Below are 22493 nucleotides of genomic sequence, written 5' to 3'. Positions count from 1 at the left end.
CCTCAGGCCGACGCCTGTGCGGCGGCGCGTTCGCGGGCGGCGGCGGCCCGCGCCGGGTCGCCCAGCTGGTCCTCCAGCCGGGCCTTGGCCGCCCAGTTGTACGGGCAGACCGGGCGGAGTTGGATGCGTTCGCTGAGCAGGGTGCGGGCCAGTTCGGAACGGCCGGCGCGCAGCGCCGCCTCGACGAGGGTGCGCTGGATCGCGTCGCGCTGGGCGTGGCTGCCCCCGAAGGTGTGCAGACGGTCGCGGACCGGCAGCAGCAGATCGGCGGCCAGGGAGTAGTCCTGCTGTCCGTAGGCGATCAGCGCGCGGCAGACCGGCAGGCCGATCCGGGCGGTCATGGCGCGGTTGGCCCCGGCGGGCTCGGCCGCCAGCCAGCGCTCCCGGTCCTGGACGAGGCGCTGCGCCCGGGCGATGCGGCCCGCCCCCACATAGGCCATGACGGCGTGGGCGTCGTTGAAGGCGTAGTGCGGGCCGTCCTGGCGGCGCTCCCAGGCGTCGGCGAGTCGCTCCCACCGTGCGCTGTGTACGTCCTCGGCCAGGTACAGCCGCCACAGCAGGGCCGCGGCGTCCAGCAGTCCCATCGCCATGCCCGCCGAACCGTCGTGGTGGATGGCCGAGTCGTAGATCTCCAGCACCCGGGCGCCGTCGCCGGCCTCCAGTGCGTAGAGGGCGTAGTGCCACCAGTTGTGGACGGTGAGCAGGGTGCCGCTCGACCAGTCGTCGGTACGGGCGTCGAGGAAGCGGATCCCGTCGGTGAAGCGTCCGCGCATCTCGTAGCTGTGGACCACACCGTGGATCGCCCACACATCGCGTGGATGCCGCGCGACGGCCGCCAGGCCGACCTCCTCGGCGCGTTCGTAGTGGCCCGACTCCTCCAGGCCGAACGCGTACATGCCGAGCAGCGGCCCGTGGTGGGGGTCGTCCTCGTCCCAGGCGTCCAGTGCTCCGCCGACACGGTCGCGCAGGCGTACGGCGTCGCCGGTGAGGAAGTCGTGCTGATGCCCGACGAAGAGCGCCAGCGCATCGCGCGGATGGGCGATGGAGATATCGCCGAGGATGCGGCCGGCGCCGTGCAGGTCGCCGTCCAGCCATGCCGTGGCGGCGGCGAGGTGCATGCGCTCGCGGCGGGTGAGCCGCTCGGTGTCCAGCCCGGAGCGGAAGTCGACGAATGCCTCGCGGGCCGCGGCCGCGTCCTTCTCCTCGGTCCCCAGCACGCCCAGATACGCCATCAGGCTCTGCCCCATCACGGAGCGCGGCGCCGCGGCGAGCACGGACTTGGCCGTCTCCATGATCTGGGGGCGGAAGAACAGCAGGTCGTCCAGGGCCTGTTCGTAAGGGGTGACGGCATCGGCGCCGGTGTCGGTCATCGTGTGGCCGTGCCGGTCCGTGGTCATGGATACCTCCTGTGTGGCATGGGTGCCGGACGGGCTGGTCCGCTCAGCTGCGGGCGAAGCGCAGGCCACCGCTCCGGGGACGAGGCGCTCACGCATCCGGCCATCGTCCCCGTGCCGGAGACGCGCGTCAGGCCCCCTCACCCGAATGGCCGAACGGCGTCCCCGGGACCGATCCGCGAGCGAACGCCTCCCGCACCGCCCTCAGCCGACCCTGGGCATCTGCTGGGTCGAACAGTGGATGCCGCCTCCGCCCTCGCCGAGGTGGTCCACCGGCAGTGGGACGACCTCTCGGCCCGGGTACAGGTCGCGCACGATGGACGCGGCCCGGCGATCGGCCTTCCGGTCACCGAAACGGGGCATGATGACGGCGCCGTTGACCACGTAGTAGTTGACGTAGCAGGCCAGGAATCCGTCCCCGCGCCGACCGATGTCCACCGGCTCCGGCAGCTCGACGACCTCCAGCCGCTTCCCCCGGGCGTCGACGGCGCGGTCCAGGACCTTGCGGGCCTGGTCGTAGGCCGCGGTCCAGACGTCCCTGGGCGCCTGCTCGGGCGGTGTGCTCATGACCACCACGCCGGGTTCGCTGAAGCGTGCCAGCGCGTCGATGTGGTAGTCCGTGATGTCCTCGCCCAGGACGCCCTTCACCCAGATCACCGTGGTGACGCCGAACAGGTCCTTGAGCGCCCGCTCGATGGCGTTGCGCGACATGCCGGGGTTGCGGGAGTCGTTGACCAGGGAACTCTCGGTCACCAGCAGCGTCCCCCGGCCGTCGGTCTCCAACGCCCCGCCCTCAGCGGTGATCGGCGCCTTGATCCTCTTGATGCGCTCGTCCTCCAGGACGGCCCGGGCGACCCGGCCGTCGCGGGCGTGCTCCTGCTTGCCGCCCCAGCCGTTGAAGTTGAGGTCGACGCCCGCGATCCGGTCGGCGCCGCGTACGAAGGTCGGCCCCGTGTCGCGCATCCACAGGTCGTCCACCGGGGTCGGGACGACCTCCACCCCGGATCCGCACGCCCGCCGAGCCGCCTTCACCTCCTCACTGTTGGCGAGCAGGGTCACCGGCTCGAAGTCGGCGACGGCCCGCGCGATGCGTGCGATGTCCTCGCGTACGCCGTCGGTGGCCGACCCCCAGATCCGGCGCGTGGGCCAGGCCATGTAGGTCAGCTCGTGCGGCCGGGACTCGTCGGGCCACCACCGCCGCCGGTCGGCCGGCCGTGCGCAGCCGATCCCGCCGAAGGCGGCCACGGCCGCTGCTTGCAGGGTCTGACGTCTGGATATTCCCACGATCAACCACCTGACTGAAAATTTGGTCAGGATGATTCTAGGGCATGATCTGAGCCGACACAGTGACCTTTCTTCTGGACCTCGGGAGTACGTGATGCCGGACCGGCCCACCCAGATCCTGGAAGCCGCCGCCCGGCTGATCGCCCGGCGCGGTGTGCGCGGGCTGCGCGTCGAGGAGGTCTCCGCCGAGGCCGGCGTCTCGACCGCGCTGATCTACTACCACTTCAAGGACCGCGCCGGGCTGCTGCGGCGGACCCTGGAGTTCATCAGCCGGCGCGCGGTCCGCTACACCGACCCCGCCCTGGAGTCCTCCGACGATCCGCGAACCCAGCTCACCGACATGCTGCTGCTGGAACTTCAGGACATCGCCCAGGTACGGGAGAACAGCGCGGCCTGGGGCGAGTTGCGCGCCACCGCCGTCTTCGACCCGGACCTGCGGGAGCTGCTGGCGGACGCGACCCGCGACTGGGTCGAGGACCTCGCCCAGCTCATCGGCCAGGTGCAGACGGCCGGTTCGGCCGGCACCGACACCGCCACCGACCCGTACGCCGCGGCCGAACGGCTCACCGCTCTGGTGGAGGGCCTCAGCGAACGCTGGCTGAGCGGGACCACTTCGCTGCAGCGCGCCCACGAGCTGCTCCGCGGCGGCATCGAGGCGGAACTACGGGCGAGGTGACCGGGAGACCGGCACGTCCCCGCGCCCCCGATCCCGTCGTCTGACAGGGCATCAGCGCCAACGGGCACGCCCGACAGCGGCCGCGAAGGTCAGCGGAATCGTCAGCACGGCGGCGGCGGCGAAGATCGCGCCGTACTCATGGTGGGCGGCGGCGCTCGCCGTCAGGCTGCCGGCGAGCGCGCTGCCGCCGTAGAGGCTGACGCCGAACATCGCGACGCCGGTCGCCCGGGCCGTCGGAGTCACCGCCGTCGCCCACGACTGGACCGTGGTGTGCAGGAACGACCAGCCGGTGCCCAGCAGCAGCGCGGCGACCCCCAGGGCCGGGACGGACCGGCTCACCGTCGCGAGGGCGTAGGCCGCGGCGGCCTGTGCCCCGCCCGCCGCGATCAGCATGGCGGGGCTCCACCGGCCCACCAGCTTCTTGACCAGCTGTGCGCTCGCCATGGCGCCCACACCGTAGAGCGCCGACACCGCCCCGGCCACCGCGGCCGGCACGCCCCGGGCCTCCAGCGCCGGTGCCAGATACGTCAAGAAGCCCAGCATGACGGCTCCTTCGAGCAGGGCGACGGCCATGACGTACCACATCCACCGCGTGGTCAGGACGATGCGGAACGGGGTCAGCAGGCCGGCCCCGGAGGGGGTGCGCGCCGGTTCGGGGAGCCGGCGCAGCGCGTGGGAGAGGTACCCGGCGAGCAGCGCGGGCAGCAGGAAGACCGCGCGCCAGCTGACGTAGTGCGCCAGCACACCGGCCACGACCGTGCCCAGCGCCGTGCCCAGGGCGAAGGCGGTCATCAGATCGGTGAGCGGGCGCTGGCGCCGCTCGGCGGGTACGACATCGCCGATATGGCTCAGGGAGGCGGGGATGCAGGCGGCGAAGCAGGCTCCGGAGACGGCACGGGCCACGATGAGCGTCTCGGCGTTCGGGGCGAGCGCCGAGAGCACCGCGGCGAGCGAACCCGCGGCGAGGGAGAACCGCATCACACGGATCCGCCCCAGCCGGTCGCCGGCCAGACCCCAGACCGGCTGCATCAGGCCGTACGCCAGGTAGTAGCCGCCCGCTGCGAGCGCCACCTTCGACAGATCCGCGCCGAGTCGGTCGGCGATGATCAGCAGCATCGGGGCGATGCAGAACCGGTCGAAGTTGCTGATCAGGCCCGCGGCCCGCAGGAGCCGGAGCGAACGAGCGGGCAGCGCGGGCACCGGCTCGGTGGGCTGGGCGGGCCCGGTGGGCGAGGAGGTGGACACGGAGCGGTCGCTGAACACGGGGGACTCCCTTCGGCGCCCGGCGCCTTCCCGGGCTCTGTACAGCCAGCCCACCACCCCCGCCGTCCACTTTTGATCGCCAAGCGATCACCATCACTCACACTTTGAGCTGGAACGACGCGCGTTACGAGAAAGGAAGTCGACGCGATGAGCGTCAGGGAACGGCCGGCCGGCGAGGGACCCGGCCCGGCGAGTACGTCACGCAAGGAGCTCGGCGCCTTCCTTCGCTCGCGCCGGGAGCGGCTGGCGCCCGCGGAACTGGGGCTGCCGGTCGCTCCGCGCCGTCGCGCCCCCGGCCTGCGGCGCGACGAGGTGGCCGAACGGGCCGGTATCAGCAGCTCCTGGTACGCGTGGCTGGAGCAGGGGCGGGTCCGTACGTCGGAGCAGGTGCTGCGCGCGGTGGCGCGGGCGCTGTGCCTGGACGGGGCCGAGACCGCGCACGTCCTGTCGTTCGTCGAGGAGGCCGTGCCGGCCGGCGCCCCGCCGGGCTATGTCTCACGGAACCTGTTGTCCCTGGTGGAGTCGGTGTCGCCGAACCCCGCCGTGGTGATCGACCCGCACTGGGACCTGCTGGCCTGGAACGCCGGTTACGCCGCACTGCTCACCGACCCCGCGCGCCTTCCCCCGAAGCGGCGCAACCTGCCGTGGCTGGTGTTCCGTTGGCCGCCGGCGCGTACCCTGCTCGCCGACTGGGAGGCCGAAGCGCGCGGTCTCCTGGGCCGGTTCCGTGCCGCCGCCGCCCGCCGTCCGGAGGACCGGCGGTATGCGGAGATCATCCGTGAGATCACCCAGGACCCGGACGCGGCCCGCTGGTACGGCCGGCGGGAGACGGCCGTCTACCAGCCCGCGGTCCGCCGCTTCCGACACCCCGGGGCGGGCGCTCTGAACCTGCGCTATGTGAAGCTGGCCGACCTCGACGAGCCGGGGCATCACTTCCTGTGCTACCTCCCCGACGACACGGACACCGAGGCCGCGGTGCACAGGCTCACCGGGGACGGCGGCTGACTTCGGCCCGGCCCTCGGACAGCCCTATGCCGCGCCCCCCACACCGGAGCGGCACGCCGGGTGGCCCCAGCCGTCCGGGTTCTTGGCGATGGGCTCGCCAGCGGCGTAGGACCGCCCGCACCGGCAGCGTCCGGGGAACTTGGCGTTGAGGGTCCGCGTGGAGTTGCCCGAGGTGCGCCGCCGCGGCGACGAGGCCGTCTTCGAGGCGGCCGTGGGCGCGGAAGCGGTTGCGGAGGCCGTCTTCGTCGCCGAGCCGGTGGTACGGCGGCGCGCGCCGCCGGGCCGAACGGCGTCCGGCGCGGGCGGCGGCTCCGCGGATCCCAGCGCGCTGCCCGCGGCCTCCTGGACGACGGCCGCCTGGCTCGCGGCCCGGTCGGCGAAGTCATTGAGCCGGTCGCCGTCCACCTGGTGCGCGGGCACGTACCGGAACTCCACCTCGCGCCCCGTGAGCAGGGCGTCGATCCGTACGACGAGTTCCTGGTTGGCCACCGGCTTGCCCGCGGCCGTCTTCCACCCCTTGCGCTTCCAGCCGGGCAGCCACGTCGTGACGGCCTTCATCGCGTACTGCGAGTCCATCCGGATCTCGATCGGAACGGCCGGGTCGGTGGCCGTCAGCAGGCGCTCCAGCGCGGTGAGCTCCGCGACGTTGTTCGTCGCGGTGCCGAGCGGACCGGCCTCCCAGCGAAGGACGGTCTCCCCGGCGTCGGCGACGACCCAGGCCCAGCCCGCGGGCCCGGGGTTTCCTTTCGATGCACCGTCACATGCGGCAATCACGCGTTCAGCCATGCGCGCGATCATGCCAGGCGGCGGCTCGCGGGGCGAAGTCGCGCCCCGAGGAGCGCCCGTCGGCAGAGGCGCCGGTCGGCGGGACCGTCGGTGGAGCCGTCGGCAGCGCCTTCCGCACGCGCTCCCCAACGCGCCCGATCAGTTGCCGGCGGCCTTCTCCGGGCGGAGCTCGCTCGGCCGTACGACCACGAAGCCCTCGCCGTCGAGGCGGAGCTGAACGGCCTCACCGGAGCCGCCCCGGAGCATCGAGCCCAGGCTCTGCGAACGGTGCAGCGTGGTCTGCAGGCTGCTGCTCCAGCCGACCACGGCGTCGGTGTCGACGAAAACCGGAGACTGCGGCGACACGGGAATGACGATGGGATTTCCCTCGCACACGACACCCAGCTTGCCCTGGCCGCTGAAAACGGAGTTGAAGAGTCCGCCGCCGACCATACCGGCGCCCTTGACCACCTTGATCTCGTAGGAGAGCGACGGATCGAAGCACAGCACGTTGCGGCCGTTGACGGACAGGCCGTCGCCGGGGGCGAGATCGATGATGAAGCAGTTCGCGGCTTCATGCGCGAACCACACCTCACCGCGGCCCCGTACGGCCATCAGCGCCAGTCCCTCGCCGGTGACCGCTCGCTTGAGGAACTTGCCGACACCCTGCCCCTGCTTCTCGAACTGCAGGTCACCGCGGTAGGCGACCATCGCGCCCTGCCGGGCGTAACACTCGCCGTCCAGCGCATACTTGATCGACTTCGCGTTCTGCTGCGTCATACCGGGCGCGGTCGCCGGTATGGCCATGTTCTCCGAGGCAAAAAGAGCACTGTTCATGGCCGTCATGGTAGGGCGCGTCGCTGTCGCACCAACCGGATATGACGGCCGGGGGCAACCGATGCGTTCCTGCCCCGTCTTCGGCTGCGCACCACGGACCCGTTCGTACGGCAGATCGTCAACTCCGGCCGCGAAAGCACCTAGAAGTCTGATCTTGGGGGCCGGTACCCGTGGAGCGGCATTCGGCGGGGAATCGACATCGGTGTACGCACAGAGCGGCTCACAGCCGTGGTGCGAGGCGCTCCTACGGGGCCGCATCGCCCAGGAGCCGCTTCCTTCACCAGTAGGGAGACCGATCGATGGCTCACCGGATCAAGAGTGCCCTCCTGACCGCCGGCGCCTGCGCCGTCGTCCTCGGCGGGGCCGGCCTGGCCTTTGCCGACAGCGGCGCACAGGGCGCATCGCTCCACTCGCCCGGTGTCCTTTCCGGCAACACCACCCAGATCCCCGTCCATGTTCCGGCCAATGTCTGCGGCAACACCGTCAACATCGTCGGACTGCTGAACCCCACATTCGGCAACACCTGCGTCAACGACTGACGCCTTCCAGGCACACGGCGTTCCGAGGCGAGCAGCCCGCCCAGGAACGCCGTGTGCCGGACGAGCGGGCCCTCGGTTTCCCTTCCCGAGGGCCCGCTCTTCGCGTCGTGGGACCGACTTCGTGCCGTGGGCACTGACTTTACGTCGTGGGCGCTGACTTTACGTCGTGGCACTGAATGGATCCGTGCACGTCGATCGGTCGATCGGAATACCGCTGACCGGCCCGTTCTCCCCCGGACGGAATTCCACGACCGCGCAGGCCGCTTTACCCCTAAAATCTTCCCCCGTTTACCCTCTTTGCATGGGTAAGGCACGTAGCCGCATCCCATCGCCCTGATTTGAAAGCTCACGCATTTACCCCTAGGCAAGCGCCTCCTTGCGTAGCACGATCGACTGTAAAGGGCCGGACCTTCATCTCGACACATCAGGTAGTCAGCACGTCTCTCACCGCCACCGCTCACCCCTGATTCGGCTCGCGATCCACCAGACTTTCCCCACCCTGAGCGCACCGGCGCGTCGCGTGGTCGCGGCGCCGGTGTTCGGCACCGCGACCACAGAACGCGCCGGTGCGGAAAGCGACACCGTCATGAAACTGCTCGCCGAGCCACGTCCGGACGCCGACTCCGGGCCCAACGGACTCCGGTCTCCTCCCATCACCGCAGCCGATGTCGGCTTGCTGCTGCTCCGCCTGAGCGTAGGACTGATCCTGGCCGGCCACGGCGCCCAGAAGCTCTTCGGGCTCTTCGGCGGCGACGGGCTCACCGCCACCGGAAAGGGATTCGCCGCCCTCGGTTACCGACCGGGCGAATTCTTCGCCGGCCTCGCCGGGACCTCGGAGCTTCTCGGCGGTCTCGGCCTCGCGGCCGGGCTGCTCACCCCGCTGGCGGCCGCCGCACTGATCGGCGTAATGATCAACGCCATGGCGCTCTCCGCCCCCAAGGGCCTCTGGGGCCAGTCAGGCGGCCTGGAATACCCCCTGTGCATCGCCGTCGTCGCCCTCGCGGTCGCCGCGATCGGCCCCGGCCGCCTCGCGCTCGACCGTCCCTTCGTCTGGAGAGACGGAGGGTGGGCCTGTGCCGCCGTCGCCCTGGGAGCGGGCGGCATCGGCGCCGCCATCACCTTGGCCCTGTGATCCGGAGAATTCCCCACCTGCGATCCGGAGGCACGCTGGAAAGAACCACGCGATAGACGTTCTCGACCGAACACGGGGCCACTCGACCGGCGTCGCAGGGTAGTTCTGCGTGCTTACGCGACAATGGATCGGTCGGTCATGCGTCCGGGATGGTGGCCTGCACCTGGCGCAGGAACGTCGCATTGTCCGGAGTGTGTCGCACCTTCTCCAGCAATGCCTCCCATTTCGCCGGTCCATCCCCGGTCTGGAGAGCCCGACGTAGTCGACGCATGGCCGTCAACTCGGTGGCCGTGAGCAGCAGTTCCTCGCGGCGGGTGCCGGAGGCGGTGACATCGACCGCTGGGTAGATCCGCTTTGCCGCGAGTGCGCGGTCCAGGCGGAGGTCCATGTTGCCGGTGCTCTTCAATTCCTCGAAGAAGTAGTCATCGGCCCGGGAGCCGGTCTCCACCAAGGCGGTGGCGAGGATGGTCAGGGAACCGCCCTCCTCCGCGAGGCGCGCGGCTCCGAAGAGCCGCTTGGGACCGTACGGCGCGGCGGCGTCCACGCCTCCGCTCAGCGTTCGACCACCCGATGCGGCGGCGGTGTTGTGCGCCCGGCAGAGCCGGGTCAGGGAATCCAGGAGAATGACGACGTCCTCTCCCTGCTCGACGAGTCGTTTCGCGCGTTCCACGGCCAGATCGGCGAGCGCGATGTGCTCTTTCGCCGGTCGGTCGAAGGTGGAGGCGAGCACTTCACCGCGTACGCAACGGCGCATTTCGGTGACCTCCTCCGGCCGTTCGTCGACCAGGACCACCATCAGCCGGCATTCGGGGTGGTTGTCGGCGACGGCGGCGGCGAGCTGCTGCAGCAGAACGGTCTTCCCGGTCTTCGGCGGGGCGACGATCAGTCCGCGCTGCCCCTTGCCGACCGGGGCGATCAGGTCGACGATGCGTGATGTCAGACCGCCGCTCGCGCTTTCGAGGCGCATCCGGTGCCGTGGATGCAGCGGCGTGAGATCACGGAAATGCGGCCGGCCCCGCATTTCCTCCGGCGGGCGACCGTTGACGATCTCGACCTCGGTGAGCGTCCGCGTACGGCCGCACCCGCCCACGACGAAGTCGCCTTTGCGCAGGCCGTTCTTGCGGATCAGCGCAGCGGGCACTCGGATGTCTACGGGTGAGGCGAGGCACCCTTCCGCCCGGAGAAAGCCGAATTCCTGTTTCTCGTTCGCGATATCCAGGATCCCGGCGGCCGGGGTGGCGATGTCGACTCGGGGACGGGTCATAGTGAGGGATTTGGTGGAGCTGCTGGAGTTGGTGGGCTTGGTGGCGTGAGTGGTGAGCGCGGTGGGCGCGGTTTTGGTGGTGGTCACGGTGTCCTCTCGGGACGTACGTAGGTGAGTACGCGGTAGGGCGGTACAAGGGGAGCCGGCAGATAGGGGGCGGTGACTTCACGCCCCACGGGCGGGCAGGAAACCCGCGGCCGGAGAGGGATGGTGATGCTGCCCGGCAGAAGTGAGAACTGCGGGTGCCGGGCAGAGAGCCGGTGCCGGATCGCCGTCGCCGGTCTGGACAGACAGACAGCAGACAGACAGACCGAGGGCGTATCGGCGATGCGCATCCGTCGCGAACGCACCGCGAACAGCGACAAACAGAACAGAGAAGAACGGATGCGGATGCGAGGCATATGCGACGCGGAGGTGAGCCGGGCACCGGCGCCGGAATTACGGCGAACACGAGTGCGCTCTGAACGCACTGTAGCACTCGGCGCGGACGAGTCGACAGGCTTTTCGAACCCCATCCGGCGCCACCCAGCGCCGCGGACCGCCGAGGAGCCTATGCTGAGCGCGATGTTCGCACCCCAGGGCCCCACGTTCCGTGAACTCGCCGTCCAGGCGCTGTCCTCCGTCGAGCACGGCTATGACCTGCTCGCTCCGAAATTCGACCACACCCCCTTCCGGACACCGCAGTCGGTGCTGACTCCCGTGTCACAGGCGCTGCTGAACCTGGGGCCGTTCGAGAGCGGCCTCGACCTGTGCTGCGGTACGGGTGCGGGGGTGGGCGTACTGCGGCAGGTGTGCCGGGAGCGGGTCACGGGGGTCGACATCAGCGCGGGGATGCTCGCCGTGGGCCGCGACCGTGAACGGATGACCACGACCGCACCGCGCATCGACTGGGTACGGGCGGATGCACGGGCCCTTCCGTTCGGCCCGGTCTTCGATCTCGTCGTGAGCTTCGGCGCGTTCGGGCATTTTCTGCCCGAGGAGCAGCCGGGGCTGTTCGCGCAGGTCCACTCCGTGCTGCGCCCCGGCGGCCGGTTCGTCTTCCCGATCGGCGCGCCGCCCCGCCCGGGGTCGCCTGCCTACTGGGCGCTCCTGGCCTTCGATACGGCGATGCGGGTCCGCAATGCGCTGTGGCGGCCGCCCTTCGTCATGTACTACCGGGCGTTCCGGCTGGCCGACGTACGGGCGGAGCTGATCCGGACCGGCTTCGAGGTGGAGCTGCACGCGCTGCCGGAGCTGGGCCTGCGTCCCGATGGCAGCCCTCGGGGCCGGTTGGTGGTGGCCACCCGGGCCCGGTGAGACCGGACGGGGCATCTGCACCTCACCGGCCACTGGAGGACGAGTTCATCACCGGCCACTGGATGGCCGGCACATCGCCGTCCAGTGGCCGGCAGGCACGTCATCGCCCGGTGGCCGGCGGACGTGTCACCGTCCAGTCGTTGACGGCGTACCGGTGAGCTCCGTGCGAGCCGCAACGACCGCCGCCGCGTCCATGACCTGCCGGGCCACCGCCGTGGCGTCCGCGAGGAGTGTGAGGTGGCCGCACCCCGGCCGGACGATGAGGCGACCGTCGCGGCAGGCATGGAGGAAGCGGCGTTCATCGCGGCGGAAGTGGTCGCGTTCGCCGTTCCACAGCCAGACCGGCCCCGGATACGCCGACAGCGCGGCGAGCGGGTCCAGCGTGCGGACGGCTGCGACGACGTCGGGCACGACCTCGCAGCTCAGGCCGCCTGCGGCCATGGCCCGCCCCAGACGGTCGGGCAGCGCGTGACGGAAGGTGAACGCGCTGAGGCGGTTGGCTCCTTCCGGATACCTGGCCGCCCCTCGTGCCGCGCCCCGGTACACGGCGCCGAGCGGTCCGCGCGGCAGCGCCGTACAGCCCATCGCCATCAGGCCGGCCACTCGGTCCGGGTGTTCGGCAGCCGTGGCGATCGCGACGTAACCGCCCAGGGACAGTCCCGCGACCAGGGCCCGGCCGCCGAGTCGATCCACCGCCTCGGCCACTGCCGCCACGGCCCCGGGCAGGGTGAACGGCTCGCCGCGCCTGACCCCGTGGCCCGGTAGGTCGGGTACCGCCACGGGATGGCGGGTTCCGATGGCTTGGACAACGGGTTGCCACATCGTGCCGCTGACGCGTGTGCCGTGCACGAAGACGACGGGCAGTCCGGCTTCTTTGGTCTCCATGCTCGGTACGCTACCGCAAATGCAACGCAACGTTGCGTTGTATTTTGATGCTAGCCTTTCCTCATGAGCGAGGAACGACACGACGGAACGCGGCGCAGCGGCGGCCCCCGGAAGGCGCCGGAGATCTTCGACGCCACACTGGACCTGCTCGCGGAGAAGGGCTACGAGGGCCTGACCGTCGAGGGAGTCGCCCAGCGGTCCGGGGTCAACAAGACCACGATCTACCGCTGGTGGCCGTCCAAGGGAGCCCTCCTCGGCGCCGCACTCACGGGCGCCCGCCGGCTCGACGTCGAACTCCCCGACACCGGCAGCCTCCAAGGCGACCTGGAGGCGCTGCTGCGCACGGTGGTGACCTTGCTGACCACCCCACCCGGCTCCGACGTCGCCGTCTCCGCGCTGGGTGCGGTCACCCACAGCCCCGAACTCGCAGGTCACGTACGCGACTTCTTCGCCGATCGGATCGACCGCGAGCGCCCCGTCTTCGACCGCGCCGTGGCCCGCGGTGAACTCGCGGCGGACGCCGACCCCATGCTGCTGGTGGACCTGCTGGCCGGGGCCGCCTGGCTCCGCGTCGTACTGCGACAGCTCCCGGTGGAGAAGGACTTCGTTTCGCGAGCCGTGAGCACCGTCCTCAACGGCGCGTCCATTACCCGGCGGTGAGAAGGGTTCCCACGAGAAGGCTCCCGCGAGAAGGGCTCCGAGAGAAGCCTGAAGAGGGCCCAAGGAGGGCCCCAAGTGGGCCTGAAGAGGACCTGTGCGAGAACTCGGCGAGACCCGTCGAAAACTGACGCGGCCTCCGTTTCGTTTCCCCCTAAAGGGACTGTTTCACCATCAACTACAACTTTGCCAACTCTTGGTGTAGTTGAATCAATTTTCACACCAGTCTCGAACGCAACAGCGGCGGACGCGACATGCGCCACATTCTCTCCGGAACTGTCGCTTCCATCTGGCGTGTGTGAAATAGGCGAGAAGCACGAGAGGCAACACCAAGATGACGAAGAGGAACGGCAGAACGATCCGCTACGGAAGCCGGCTGATGGCACTGCCCACGGCCGCGCTGGGACTGGTCGCCGCGATGACCGTACCCGCTGCGGCAGACGACGGCCCCGCCCGGGAGCAGCTCATAGCCGACTGCGCCTCCGGCGAGGGGAAGTGCAGCTTCAACGAGCCGACGCTCGGCAAGGCGTACCTCGGGGACTTCCGGCAGGTCTCCAACTCCCTTTACAACTGCAGCACTTCGGATGCCACGCAGTCGATGGGCTGGGCGGACACGGTGGGTTCGACGGACAGCGCCGGCGTCTCGGTCACGGCCGGCGGGAAGATCGCCGGTCTGATCGACCTGAGTGTGACCGCGACGTACAGTCACACCTGGTCGAGCTCGCACACCGAGAACAGCTCCCTGAACATGACGGTGAAGCCGGGCGAGGTGGGCTGGATCTCCCGGGCACAGGTCATGCAGACCGTCTCGGGTACCTGGCAGACCCACTACGACAGCCCCAAGTGGGGGCACTACTTCTGGTTCGTGCCGGACACCGTCACCGGTCCTGCGCCCAACGGCACGGACGGGCAGAGCAACGCGGTGACGGTCAAGACCCGCAAGATGACCGAGTCGGAGAAGGCTTCCTGCTCCGCCGAGGCGAAGCAGGGCCGGGCGTTCGTCGTGAAGCGCTGATCACGGCAGCTGCGACCGCCTGACGGTGGGGCGCGGCAGACGTGAGAGCGGGACCGGCCGAGCAGGCGGCCCGGTACCTCCCGGCCCACCCCATGGGGCCGGGAGGTTCCTCGTGAAGGACTCCCGCTGAAGGACTCCCGCTAGTCGAGGGATTCGGCCGCCTTGGTCCGCGGACCGCCCGCGTCACCGGTGTTGAGCGTCCCGGCGGGTTCGAGCAGCAGGACGGCGGTCTCCTCGTCCGCGCGTGGGCAGTGTTCGACGCCACGGGGAACGACGAACAGTTCACCGGGTCCGAGCACCACATCGCCGCCCCTGAGCTGGATGGTGAGGCGACCGCTGATGACCAGGAACAGTTCATCGGTGTCCTCGTGGGTGTGCCAGACGAACTCCCCCTTCAACTTGGCGAGTTTGACCTCGTAGTCGTTGAGATCGGCCACCTTCTTCTGTGACCAGAGGTCACTGAACTGCGCGAGCTTGTCGGCCAGATCGACCGGGGCGGGAGGTTGCGACATCTGAGGTCCTTTCACAGGGCGGGTGGATCGGCGCATCCGGAGGACATTCGTCTCCGGGCGAGATCATGAGCCGTTGTCATGAGCCATCGCTGTGAGCGAGCGTCATGAGCCACCAGCCTGCCGCGCCCGGGCCCTTGCGATCTTGTACGTTCCTGGCATGACAGCAGCTTCGGGCCCGCCTCCCACGACGATCAGCGCCTGGCGGCCGTCGGTACCGGGTATCTCCGAGGTCCTCCATGCGCACTTCACCGATCACGCCTATCCGTCCCACACCCACGACACCTGGGACCTGATGATCCTCGATGACGGATCGGTCGACTTCGCACTCGACCGGCAGCGTCATGGGGCGACCGGTTCCGGCAAGGTCGTTCTGCTGCCTCCCGGCGTCTCCCATGACGGCAGGACGGTCACCGCGACGGGCTTCCGCAAGCGCGTGCTCTACCTGGACTTGACCGTGCTGCCGGAGCACTTGACCGGCAGTGCGGTGGACGGCCCGGTCCTCCACGACGCGCTGCTGCGCCATCGGATCCACCAGTTGCACACCGCACTCGGCGATGCCGGTAACGCAGCCGACGACGGGGCCGAGGGCCGGCCCGGAGCCGGAGGCAGCCGCGGTGACGCCGCGTTCGAAGCCGCATCCCGGCTGGCATTCATCCGCGAACGGCTGCACCTTCACCTCGACCCACCCGGCCGCCTCGACGCGCTTCGGCCCCGTACGCCCGGCCGCGAGGCGAACCGGCTGGCTGCCGAGCTGCGGGGGCTGCTGGACTCCCGGATACCCGCCGGCATCTCTCTGCAGGAGGCCGCCGCCGTCCTGCACGCCCACCCCACCCATCTCATCCGCTGCTTCAAGCAGACCTACGGGCTGCCGCCGCACGCCTACCTGACCGGCAGACGCATCGACCGGGCCCGTCGGCTCCTGCTCGACGGCCGCCGGCCGGCCGAGGTCGCGTCGGCCGTCGGGTTCCACGACCAGGCTCATCTGAACCGGCACTTCACGCGCCATGTGGGCACTACGCCGGGCCGCTACGCCGCCGCGCGAGGCAGTGGCTCGTCGTGAGGGCGCCGGGAGGAGTGTTTTGGCCGACCGTGGCGTTACGGGGAGCTGAAGCGCCGTCATTTCGGCCATCTCCCAGGGTTATCGGCCCGATGCGCTGCGTGTTGTGCCTACAGTCCCGCCATGACGCATGGGCAGGACGTGGCCGGCGACCGGGTGCTGGTGGCCGGGGCGTACTCGGTCGATCTTGTGTACCGGGGACTGACGGGACCCGTTGCGTACGGCAAGGAAGTGTGGGCCGAGGGCTTCAGCATGGTGCCCGGCGGGGCGTTCACCCTGGCGATGGGGTTACGGCGGCTGGGCCGCGAGGTCGTATGGGCGGCGGACTTCGGCAATGACCCGTTCAGCCTGGAGGTGCTCGCGGCGGCGCGGGACGAGGGGCTGGACGAGCGGGGCTTTCGGCGCCATGCGCGACCGCTGCCCAATGTGACGACCGCGTTGTCCCGGCCCGGTGACCGGGCGATGGTCTCGTACGAGGAACCGGTCGTCGCCCCTCCGCTGGCGCAGCTGATCGAGACCTACCGGCCGGCGCTGGTGATGCTGCCGTTCCTGCAGTACGGACCGGCGGTGTCCAAGGCGCTGGACGCCGCCGCGCGCGTGGGGGCGGAGGTGTTCATGGACTGCCAGGACTACCCGGGCAGCGTCGATGTCCCCGAGGTGGCCAAGGCGCTCGGGCAGGTTGCCGTCTTCGCGCCCAACGCGGCGGAGGCGCTGCGGGTGACCGGGACCGGGTCCGTCGACGAGGCGCTGGAGGTGCTCGCGGGGTTGGTGCGCACCGTGGTGATCAAGCAGGACAGCCGGGGCGCGGTGGCCGCGGAGGACGGTGTACGGATCACGCAGCCGTCGCTGCCGGTGGACGTGGTGGACACCACGGGCGCGGGTGACTGCTTCAACGTGGGTTTCGTCCATCGCCGCCTCGCCGGCGGGACGCTCGGCGAGTGTCTGGCCGCCGGTGTCGTCTGCGGGGCGGCGTCCGTCACCGCGGCGGGTTCGGGCGCCGCGCTGGACGCGGCCGGGCTGGAGCGGTGGCTGGCACGTCTCTCCACGTAGCGCAGCCGTCCTCGTACGGCGCACACGGGCCGTACAGCAGCGACGGTCCGTACGGAGCCGCGGAGAGCAGACCTGCTCGGCGGAGTGCGGGCCCGCACAGCCGGAGTACCGACCCGTACCGCGCAGACGCGCCCAACGACGACGGGGGAAACATGGCAGCGCTGGTGTCGGACGAGCAGGCTTCGCGCGAGCCGTCGGCCGGGGGTGCCGGTGACCGGGTGCTGGTCACCGATCTGGACGGCACGCTGCTCGGCGGCGACCGCACGGACCGCCGGCGGCTGCGCCAGGCGCTCGACCGGCACCCGGAACTGACCGTGGTGTTCGCGACCGGCCGCTCGCTGCCGTCCGTCGAGGGGATCCTGCGCGGCGATCCGCTCGTCCCCTCCCCCCGGTGGATCATCGCGGACGTCGGCGCGAGTGTGATCGACGGCAGCGACCGCACGGGCATCGGCCCGCTGCAGGACCGGCTGCGTCATGGCTGGCCGGGGCAGCGGTGCGTACGGGAGCGGTTGGCGCGCTTTCCCGAACTCGTCTATCAGGACGGGGTGGTCCAGGAGGGCCGCTGCTCGTTCTTCCTGCGTCCCGAGCAGCTCTCCGAATCGCTCACCGACGCCGTGCGGGAGCTGGGCTGCGGATGGACGTACTCGGCGGACCGCTACTTCGACGTCCTGCCGGCCCGGGCGAGCAAGGGCAACGCCCTGGCGCTGCTGGCCCGTCGGCAGCGGTGGCGGATGGACTCGGTCCTCGTGGCCGGGGACTCGCTCAACGACCTGTCGTTGTTCCAGCTCGGCGCGCGGGGCGTGCTGATGAGCAATGCGGAAGCGGCTCTTCGGGAGCGGATTCCCGACCGTGCCGACGTCCACCGGCCGGAGCGTCCGGGGGCGGCCGGCATCCTGTCGGCGCTGGAGAGCCTGGGCTGGATCGAGCGTGCTCGCCCCCTCGTGGTCGGCTACCACCGTCCGCCGGTGCGATGGGCCGACGGGCAGTGGCAGCGGCCGCTGAGCCCGAACGGCGTGCTGCCCACGTTGCGGGGCCTGTTCAGCGCCGACGGTCCCGATGCCGTGTGGGCCACGGCGCTGGTCGAGGACGACGCCCCGCAGGGTACGGGCGGTGGCGCGCACGGCGGCGGTGCTGGACCTCGCAGGGGTGGGGGTGCCTTGCCCACCCGTTCCGGCCTGCCCACCCGTCCAGATCTGCCCACCCGTCCCGGCCTGCCGCACCGGACCGGTCTGCCGCTGGCGTTCCTGCCGGTGGCCGCCGCCGAGTGGACGGAGTACTTCCATCGCGCGTGCAAGGAGACGCTCTGGCCCGCGCTGATGTCCCAGCCCGACCGGATGCGCTACCGCGCCTCGGCCTGGCGGCACTACGAGGCGTTCAACGCGCGCTTCGCCGACCATGTGAGCGCCCATGCGGCGCGCGGCGCCACGGTCTGGCTGCACGACTACAACCTCTGGCTCGTGCCCGGCATCCTGCGCGCGACGCGGCCCGATCTGCACCTGGGGCTGTTCCATCACACGCCGTTCCCGCCGCCCGACGCGTTCGCCCGTATCCCCACCGCCGAGCAGCTCCGCGACTCCCTCGCCTGCCTGGACTGGGCCGGCTTCCACACCGCCGAGTTCGCCGCCCACTTCCGGCAGGTGCTGGCCGGGGCCCGTAGGGCACCGCGTACCGGCGTCCACCCTCTGGGCATCGACCGGCGGGCCGTCGAGGAGCTGGCCCGTGCGCGCGAAGTGCCGACGGCGCGGCAGGGGCGGCCGGGGCCGGCCCTGATCCTTTCGGTGGAGCGACTGGACTACGCCAAGGCACCCCTCGAAAAGGTCCGCGCCATCGCGACCCTGCTCGCCCAACACCCGGAACTGTGCGGCGAGTTGCGCTTCCGCCTGGTGTGCCCGCCGCCCGAGCCGGGGATCCGGGTGCACGACGGCACCCGCGCCGCCCTGGAGCGCGCCATCGCCGACCTCAACGACCGCTGGTGCACCGGTGGTTGGGAACCCGTCGACTACGTCCCGCGCGCCCTGTCCTTCGGTGAGGTGGTCGACCACTACCTGGCAGCGGATGTGTTCTGGGTGACGTCCCTGCAGGACGGTATGAACCTGACCGCCAAGGAGTTCATCGCCAGCCATGCCGCGACCGGCCGGTCCGGGGTGCTCCTCCTCTCCCGCCACACCGGAGCGGCCTCCCAACTGGGCGCCGCCGCCCTGCTCACCGACCCGCGCTCCCCCCAGGACCTCGTCGACACCCTGCATCGCGCGCTGACCATGACACCTTCGGAGCGCCTGGCCCACATCACCCGACTCGCCGCCCTCCTCGACGATCAGACACCCACCCGCTGGGCCCTCCAGATCATCGGCGCCATTCCACGACCACCGAGGGAGACGATGAAGACGACGGGCGGGGCGAGCGAGGAGAGCACGGCCAGCGGGCCGAGCACGGCGACCACCGAAGAGGCCTTCACGCGCTGAACCGGCCTTGGGGAACATCGGTACAGCGGTTGGCGCCGAGAACGATCATGGTCAGCCTGTGAGTGCGCTGACCCGGTTCTCGTACTCACGGCGGGCCTTGCGCTGTGCCGGGACCGCAGGGACGCCCTGGGCGCCGTCGAGCGGCTGGCAGCGGGCGAGGAGCTGGTGGTGCACCGCGAGGACGGCGGTCACGCGCAGGGTGTAGCCCTGGCCGTGCCGTACGGTCGCCCCCTGGTCGAGCGCGGCCTGCTGGGCAGGCTCCAACTCGGTGGTGCGGAGGAAGTCGGCGACCTTGCCCGGCATGTCGAGGGTGACCGGCAACTCCGGGGCCGGGACGGGTTCGGCGGCGGCGACGTGCTCGGGCAGGAGGTCGGCGACGGCGGTACGGATGGCCCCGCGGCTGACGCTGTACTCGCGGCCCAGCGCGGTGATGGACTGGCCCTCCAGGTAGGCGGCCCGTACGTCGGTGACCGTGTCGCCCGCGAGGACGGGGCGGCGTCCGCCCTTGTTGCCCTTGGCTTCGGCGGCCCGCAGCCCGTCGTACGTCAGCTCGCGCTGGAGTTCGCCGGCGGCGGCGAGGGTCTGCACCATGAACTTCACGGTGGACAGCAGCTCGCCGGTGCACGCCGCCCCTGTCGTCATTCGATCGTTTGACGACAGGCGGACGACGCGTCCGGGTGATGTAGTCGGGACAGGCTGCTGTCTGCCATCGGTGAACACCACCCCGAGCGGGCGCAACGGTCATTACCGTCCAGTCGCATGACGACGGTAACAACCCGTACGGTCGAATACCCGGCCGACAACCTGACGATGATCGGATACCTCGCGCTCCCGGCCGGTGCCGAGAGCCGGCCCGCAGTCCTGATCGGACCCGAGGGGATGGGGCTCAGCGATGTCGAGCGCCGGCGGGCCGAGGCTCTGGCCGAGCTGGGGTACGTGGCGCTGGCCTTCGACCTCCACGGCGGACGCTATTTGGAAGACCCAGAGGAAATGTTGGCCCGTTGCATGCCGCTGCTCGCCGATCCCGACCGCATGCGAGGAATCGGTCACGCCGCGCTCAACGTGTTGCGTGCCGAATCACGGGCCGACCCAGACCGGACCGCCGCCGTCGGCTACGGCACCGGGGGCGCAGTCGCACTGGAACTCGGTCGCGATGGCGTCGACCTGCGCGCGATTGGGACAGTCAACGCACTGACCACGGGCCGACCGGGCGAGGCGGCACGCATTCGCTGCCCGGTATGGGCCGGGGTCGGGTCGGAAGACCCAATCATGCCGCCCGCCCAACGGGAGGCGTTCACCGCAGAGATGCAGGCCGCGGGCGTCGACTGGCGCCTCGTGGTCTACGGAGGAGCCCTTCACGCCTTCCACCACCCACCGGTCGACCACACCGTGCCTCCCGGCGTCGGCTACCACCCACGGCACGCACAGCGAGCCTGGCGTGACATCGTCGCCCTGCTCGCCGAGTGCCTGCCCGTCACGGATTGATCCGATCGGCTCCTGATACTCACTCCTGCCCGCCGTCGTCGTCTTCGTCCAGTTCTGGGGCGCCCGGGTCGCGCAGCGGGCGCAGGGCGCCGACGGCCGGGGTGGAGGCGGTGAAGCTGTAGCGGCCGAGCAGGTTCAGGTTGCGGTGCTTGAGCGGCGACAGGCGGGCGATGTCCTCGTCTCGGATCTCGCGGCCTTCGGCGTGAAGCTGGGCGACGGCGGCGTCGATGTACTTCGTGGTCCACAGCACGATGGCGTTGAGGACCAGGCCGAGCGCGCCGAGCTGGTCCTCCATCCCGTGGCCCGCCAGAACCGCTGGTCGTCCAAGTCGCGGAACCTGGGGCTGAAGTTGTAGCCGAGGATCTTGAACAGGCCGAACACCATGTCGGAGTACGAGGCGTTGTCGGTGGCCACCATCTCCGGCTTCACGCCGCCGTCCAGGTTCAGCAGCGCGTCCAGGATGTGCAGGGAGTCGCGCGGAGTGCCCCGTCCACCGAGGCGAGCAGCCCGTCGCCCCAGAACTTCACGATGGGCACCTCGGCCTGGGCGGCGATCAGCGCGGCGTTCGCCGCGGCGATGGTGTCGGCGCGCAGGTAATACTGGTCGACGTGCACGAGCCGGGACCGGGTCAGGGCCTCGTAGCCGGGGTTGACCACCGGGGCCAGGCCGATGTTGCACGCCTCCGACACCAGCAGCGCGACCACCGAGGTGGGCAGGTCCTTCATCCGAGTGGTGCCGTCGCCGAGGTGCACGAAGGCGTCGAGGAACCCGGTCCAGGCGTTCACCTCGAACAGCAGGTCCGGCAGGTCGATCTTCGGGAGCATCCTCTCGACCCGCTTGCGCAGCCAGGTCAGGGACTTCGGCTCGCCGAGCGCGCCGAGCTTGTCGACGTTCAGCTTCACCCGCCCGTCGTCCTGCACCTCGATGGAGACCTTCGCCGCCGGCCCCGCCTCTTCCAGACGCTCGGCGAGCTGCTTCCATCCGGCGCCCAGGCCCCGCACCAGCTCCGCCAGGTGTTCGGTGACGGGCATGTCCAGGCTCAGCCCGGCCAGCACGTCCTCCTCGACCGCATCCCAGTCGGGCCCGTCCAGCAGACGGGCGCGCGGGTTGGACCAGCGGTGCGTCGGAGCGGCGAACACGTCGCGGTTTGTTCAAGGCCCGGTGCAGCTGCTCCAGCACGCACACCACGTACGCGTCCCGGTCCACCGCGCCCTGCGGCAGATCGGAGTGGGCGTACACCGCCTTGCGCCACGCGGGCGGCACGAGCTTGTCGTCCACCTCGCGCGGCAGCAGCGGCTTGACCCCCACCTTCCGCCGCGCCAGCGCCGGAAGGCCGCGCACCCCGGCCAGGACCCGCTTCCCGGAGCTCGCCGCGTCCAGCGCCTTCGACTCGCCCAGCAGCGACAGGAACGGGCGCACCGTGGCGTACCGGTTCGCGAGCGCGGCCCGGCGCGCGGGCGACCTCTTCCACCGCCGCCCACAGCGCGGCCACGTCCAGGTCCGCTTCCTGCTCCTCGACCAGCTCCACTTCACCACCGAGGCGTCCTCGATACCGAGTTGCCCGGCCAGGCGCTCGATCACCGGCCACGGTGCGTCGAGCGGGTCGTCCGGGAGGAACCGGCCGATGTAGCGCACTGTGCACATCTGGAGCGCGAAGCCGAGCTGGTGGTGCGTGGAGCGTCGCAGCGCGATCAGATCGCGGTCGACGTCGTCCAGGAAGAAGAACCGCTCCAGCTCGGGGCGGGTCGGCTCCTCGGCGAACTTCCCGTACGCCTCGGCCTGATCATCAGTCAGAATCTCCACCGGCACGAGCGGACCGTAGCCAGCCCCGGCAGCCGCGCGGCGATCTTTCCGCGAACCCCAGCGGAGCCCCCAGCCGGTGCACTAGCCGACCATGATCAATCTCAGCGCCAAC

General features: G+C 70.6%; 20 protein-coding genes and 1 pseudogene. 11 read left to right on the top strand and 10 right to left on the bottom strand.

The genetic code is table 11. The features are described 5' to 3' along the window. Positions 1–2 precede the first annotated feature (2 nt). Positions 3–1397 (bottom strand): tetratricopeptide repeat protein, encoded by a 1395-nt coding sequence (locus WAB15_RS37795; RefSeq protein ID WP_399148462.1) that lies wholly within the window; start codon positions 1395–1397, stop codon positions 3–5. A 201-nt stretch (positions 1398–1598) separates the two neighbouring features. Beyond that, entirely contained in the window at positions 1599–2678 is a 1080-nt protein-coding gene (locus WAB15_RS37790) for an agmatine deiminase family protein (protein WP_407289082.1), read from the bottom strand. A gap of 94 nt (positions 2679–2772) precedes the next feature. On the opposite strand from WAB15_RS37790, the gene WAB15_RS37785 reads away from it, so the two are divergent. Further along, positions 2773–3354, top strand: coding sequence for a TetR/AcrR family transcriptional regulator (locus WAB15_RS37785; protein ID WP_407289081.1), 582 nt, complete (start codon positions 2773–2775; stop codon positions 3352–3354). Between the two features lie 51 nt (positions 3355–3405). Here the strand turns inward: WAB15_RS37785 and WAB15_RS37780 are convergent, their stop codons facing one another. Beyond that, positions 3406–4617: an MFS transporter gene (locus WAB15_RS37780; RefSeq protein ID WP_407289080.1), complete on the bottom strand. Its 1212-nt coding sequence runs from the start codon at positions 4615–4617 to the stop codon at positions 3406–3408. 147 nt (positions 4618–4764) lie between these two features. Between WAB15_RS37780 and WAB15_RS37775 the strand changes: the two genes are divergently transcribed. Continuing rightward, positions 4765–5622, top strand: coding sequence for a helix-turn-helix transcriptional regulator (locus tag WAB15_RS37775; protein ID WP_399148458.1), 858 nt, complete (start codon positions 4765–4767; stop codon positions 5620–5622). A gap of 24 nt (positions 5623–5646) precedes the next feature. Here WAB15_RS37775 and WAB15_RS37770 read toward each other — a convergent pair whose 3' ends face one another. Together WAB15_RS37770 and WAB15_RS37765 are read right to left on the bottom strand one after the other, a co-directional pair. Further along, entirely contained in the window at positions 5647–6420 is a 774-nt protein-coding gene (locus tag WAB15_RS37770; protein ID WP_407289079.1) for a ribonuclease H, read from the bottom strand. Between the two features lie 126 nt (positions 6421–6546). Then, complete coding sequence (locus WAB15_RS37765; RefSeq protein WP_399148456.1) at positions 6547–7224, bottom strand: AIM24 family protein; 678 nt, start codon at positions 7222–7224, stop codon at positions 6547–6549. A gap of 299 nt (positions 7225–7523) precedes the next feature. On the opposite strand from WAB15_RS37765, the gene WAB15_RS37760 reads away from it, so the two are divergent. Continuing rightward, positions 7524–7763: a chaplin gene (locus WAB15_RS37760; protein WP_399148455.1), complete on the top strand. Its 240-nt coding sequence runs from the start codon at positions 7524–7526 to the stop codon at positions 7761–7763. A 586-nt stretch (positions 7764–8349) separates the two neighbouring features. Further along, complete coding sequence (locus WAB15_RS37755) at positions 8350–8895, top strand: DoxX family membrane protein (protein WP_399148574.1); 546 nt, start codon at positions 8350–8352, stop codon at positions 8893–8895. 136 nt (positions 8896–9031) lie between these two features. Here the strand turns inward: WAB15_RS37755 and rho are convergent, their stop codons facing one another. After that, positions 9032–10159: a transcription termination factor Rho gene (gene rho, locus WAB15_RS37750; RefSeq protein ID WP_407289359.1), complete on the bottom strand. Its 1128-nt coding sequence runs from the start codon at positions 10157–10159 to the stop codon at positions 9032–9034. Positions 10160–10723: 564 nt separating this feature from the next. On the opposite strand from rho, the gene WAB15_RS37745 reads away from it, so the two are divergent. Further along, on the top strand, positions 10724–11455 hold the full coding sequence (locus tag WAB15_RS37745; RefSeq protein WP_407289078.1) for a class I SAM-dependent methyltransferase: 732 nt from the start codon (positions 10724–10726) through the stop codon (positions 11453–11455). Between the two features lie 126 nt (positions 11456–11581). Here the strand turns inward: WAB15_RS37745 and WAB15_RS37740 are convergent, their stop codons facing one another. Further along, complete coding sequence (locus tag WAB15_RS37740) at positions 11582–12340, bottom strand: alpha/beta fold hydrolase (RefSeq protein ID WP_407289077.1); 759 nt, start codon at positions 12338–12340, stop codon at positions 11582–11584. 63 nt (positions 12341–12403) lie between these two features. Here WAB15_RS37740 and WAB15_RS37735 point away from each other — a divergent pair, with 63 nt between their 5' ends. Further along, a complete protein-coding gene (locus WAB15_RS37735; RefSeq protein ID WP_399148452.1) occupies positions 12404–13000 on the top strand; it encodes a TetR/AcrR family transcriptional regulator in 597 nt (198 codons plus the stop codon). Positions 13001–13331: 331 nt separating this feature from the next. Continuing rightward, positions 13332–14012: a hypothetical protein gene (locus tag WAB15_RS37730; RefSeq protein ID WP_407289076.1), complete on the top strand. Its 681-nt coding sequence runs from the start codon at positions 13332–13334 to the stop codon at positions 14010–14012. 140 nt (positions 14013–14152) lie between these two features. Here WAB15_RS37730 and WAB15_RS37725 read toward each other — a convergent pair whose 3' ends face one another. After that, positions 14153–14524, bottom strand: coding sequence for a cupin domain-containing protein (locus WAB15_RS37725; RefSeq protein WP_407289075.1), 372 nt, complete (start codon positions 14522–14524; stop codon positions 14153–14155). A gap of 157 nt (positions 14525–14681) precedes the next feature. Between WAB15_RS37725 and WAB15_RS37720 the strand changes: the two genes are divergently transcribed. From WAB15_RS37720 to WAB15_RS37710, 3 genes are all read left to right on the top strand, one after another. Then, positions 14682–15584 (top strand): helix-turn-helix domain-containing protein, encoded by a 903-nt coding sequence (locus WAB15_RS37720; protein ID WP_399148449.1) that lies wholly within the window; start codon positions 14682–14684, stop codon positions 15582–15584. A 120-nt stretch (positions 15585–15704) separates the two neighbouring features. Then, positions 15705–16631, top strand: coding sequence for a carbohydrate kinase family protein (locus WAB15_RS37715; protein ID WP_407289074.1), 927 nt, complete (start codon positions 15705–15707; stop codon positions 16629–16631). A 152-nt stretch (positions 16632–16783) separates the two neighbouring features. Continuing rightward, positions 16784–19093 (top strand): trehalose-6-phosphate synthase, encoded by a 2310-nt coding sequence (locus WAB15_RS37710; protein ID WP_407289073.1) that lies wholly within the window; start codon positions 16784–16786, stop codon positions 19091–19093. Positions 19094–19144: 51 nt separating this feature from the next. Here the strand turns inward: WAB15_RS37710 and WAB15_RS37705 are convergent, their stop codons facing one another. Next, positions 19145–19735: a hypothetical protein gene (locus WAB15_RS37705; protein ID WP_407289072.1), complete on the bottom strand. Its 591-nt coding sequence runs from the start codon at positions 19733–19735 to the stop codon at positions 19145–19147. Between the two features lie 117 nt (positions 19736–19852). On the opposite strand from WAB15_RS37705, the gene WAB15_RS37700 reads away from it, so the two are divergent. Beyond that, entirely contained in the window at positions 19853–20578 is a 726-nt protein-coding gene (locus WAB15_RS37700) for a dienelactone hydrolase family protein (protein ID WP_407289071.1), read from the top strand. A gap of 19 nt (positions 20579–20597) precedes the next feature. Here WAB15_RS37700 and WAB15_RS37695 read toward each other — a convergent pair. Continuing rightward, positions 20598–22387: pseudogene (locus tag WAB15_RS37695) on the bottom strand (Tn3 family transposase). Positions 22388–22493 lie beyond the last annotated feature (106 nt).

This window comes from Streptomyces sirii (assembly GCF_045690365.1).
GTDB classification, from domain to species: domain Bacteria; phylum Actinomycetota; class Actinomycetes; order Streptomycetales; family Streptomycetaceae; genus Streptomyces; species Streptomyces sirii.
Note: the sequence above shows the minus strand (reverse complement) of the source record. Positions and strands in the feature narration are given on the sequence as shown.

Coding starts and splice junctions, on each gene's coding strand:
- WAB15_RS37795 (WP_399148462.1), bottom strand. CDS start 1,397: ATGACCACGGACCGGCACGGCCACACGATGACCGACACCGGCGCCGAT.
- WAB15_RS37785 (WP_407289081.1), top strand. CDS start 2,773: ATGCCGGACCGGCCCACCCAGATCCTGGAAGCCGCCGCCCGGCTGATC.
- WAB15_RS37775 (WP_399148458.1), top strand. CDS start 4,765: ATGAGCGTCAGGGAACGGCCGGCCGGCGAGGGACCCGGCCCGGCGAGT.
- WAB15_RS37770 (WP_407289079.1), bottom strand. CDS start 6,420: ATGATCGCGCGCATGGCTGAACGCGTGATTGCCGCATGTGACGGTGCA.
- WAB15_RS37765 (WP_399148456.1), bottom strand. CDS start 7,224: ATGAACAGTGCTCTTTTTGCCTCGGAGAACATGGCCATACCGGCGACC.
- WAB15_RS37760 (WP_399148455.1), top strand. CDS start 7,524: ATGGCTCACCGGATCAAGAGTGCCCTCCTGACCGCCGGCGCCTGCGCC.
- WAB15_RS37755 (WP_399148574.1), top strand. CDS start 8,350: ATGAAACTGCTCGCCGAGCCACGTCCGGACGCCGACTCCGGGCCCAAC.
- rho (WP_407289359.1), bottom strand. CDS start 10,159: ATGACCCGTCCCCGAGTCGACATCGCCACCCCGGCCGCCGGGATCCTG.
- WAB15_RS37745 (WP_407289078.1), top strand. CDS start 10,724: ATGTTCGCACCCCAGGGCCCCACGTTCCGTGAACTCGCCGTCCAGGCG.
- WAB15_RS37740 (WP_407289077.1), bottom strand. CDS start 12,340: ATGGAGACCAAAGAAGCCGGACTGCCCGTCGTCTTCGTGCACGGCACA.
- WAB15_RS37735 (WP_399148452.1), top strand. CDS start 12,404: ATGAGCGAGGAACGACACGACGGAACGCGGCGCAGCGGCGGCCCCCGG.
- WAB15_RS37730 (WP_407289076.1), top strand. CDS start 13,332: ATGACGAAGAGGAACGGCAGAACGATCCGCTACGGAAGCCGGCTGATG.
- WAB15_RS37725 (WP_407289075.1), bottom strand. CDS start 14,524: ATGTCGCAACCTCCCGCCCCGGTCGATCTGGCCGACAAGCTCGCGCAG.
- WAB15_RS37720 (WP_399148449.1), top strand. CDS start 14,682: ATGACAGCAGCTTCGGGCCCGCCTCCCACGACGATCAGCGCCTGGCGG.
- WAB15_RS37715 (WP_407289074.1), top strand. CDS start 15,705: ATGACGCATGGGCAGGACGTGGCCGGCGACCGGGTGCTGGTGGCCGGG.
- WAB15_RS37710 (WP_407289073.1), top strand. CDS start 16,784: ATGGCAGCGCTGGTGTCGGACGAGCAGGCTTCGCGCGAGCCGTCGGCC.
- WAB15_RS37705 (WP_407289072.1), bottom strand. CDS start 19,735: ATGACGACAGGGGCGGCGTGCACCGGCGAGCTGCTGTCCACCGTGAAG.
- WAB15_RS37700 (WP_407289071.1), top strand. CDS start 19,853: ATGACGACGGTAACAACCCGTACGGTCGAATACCCGGCCGACAACCTG.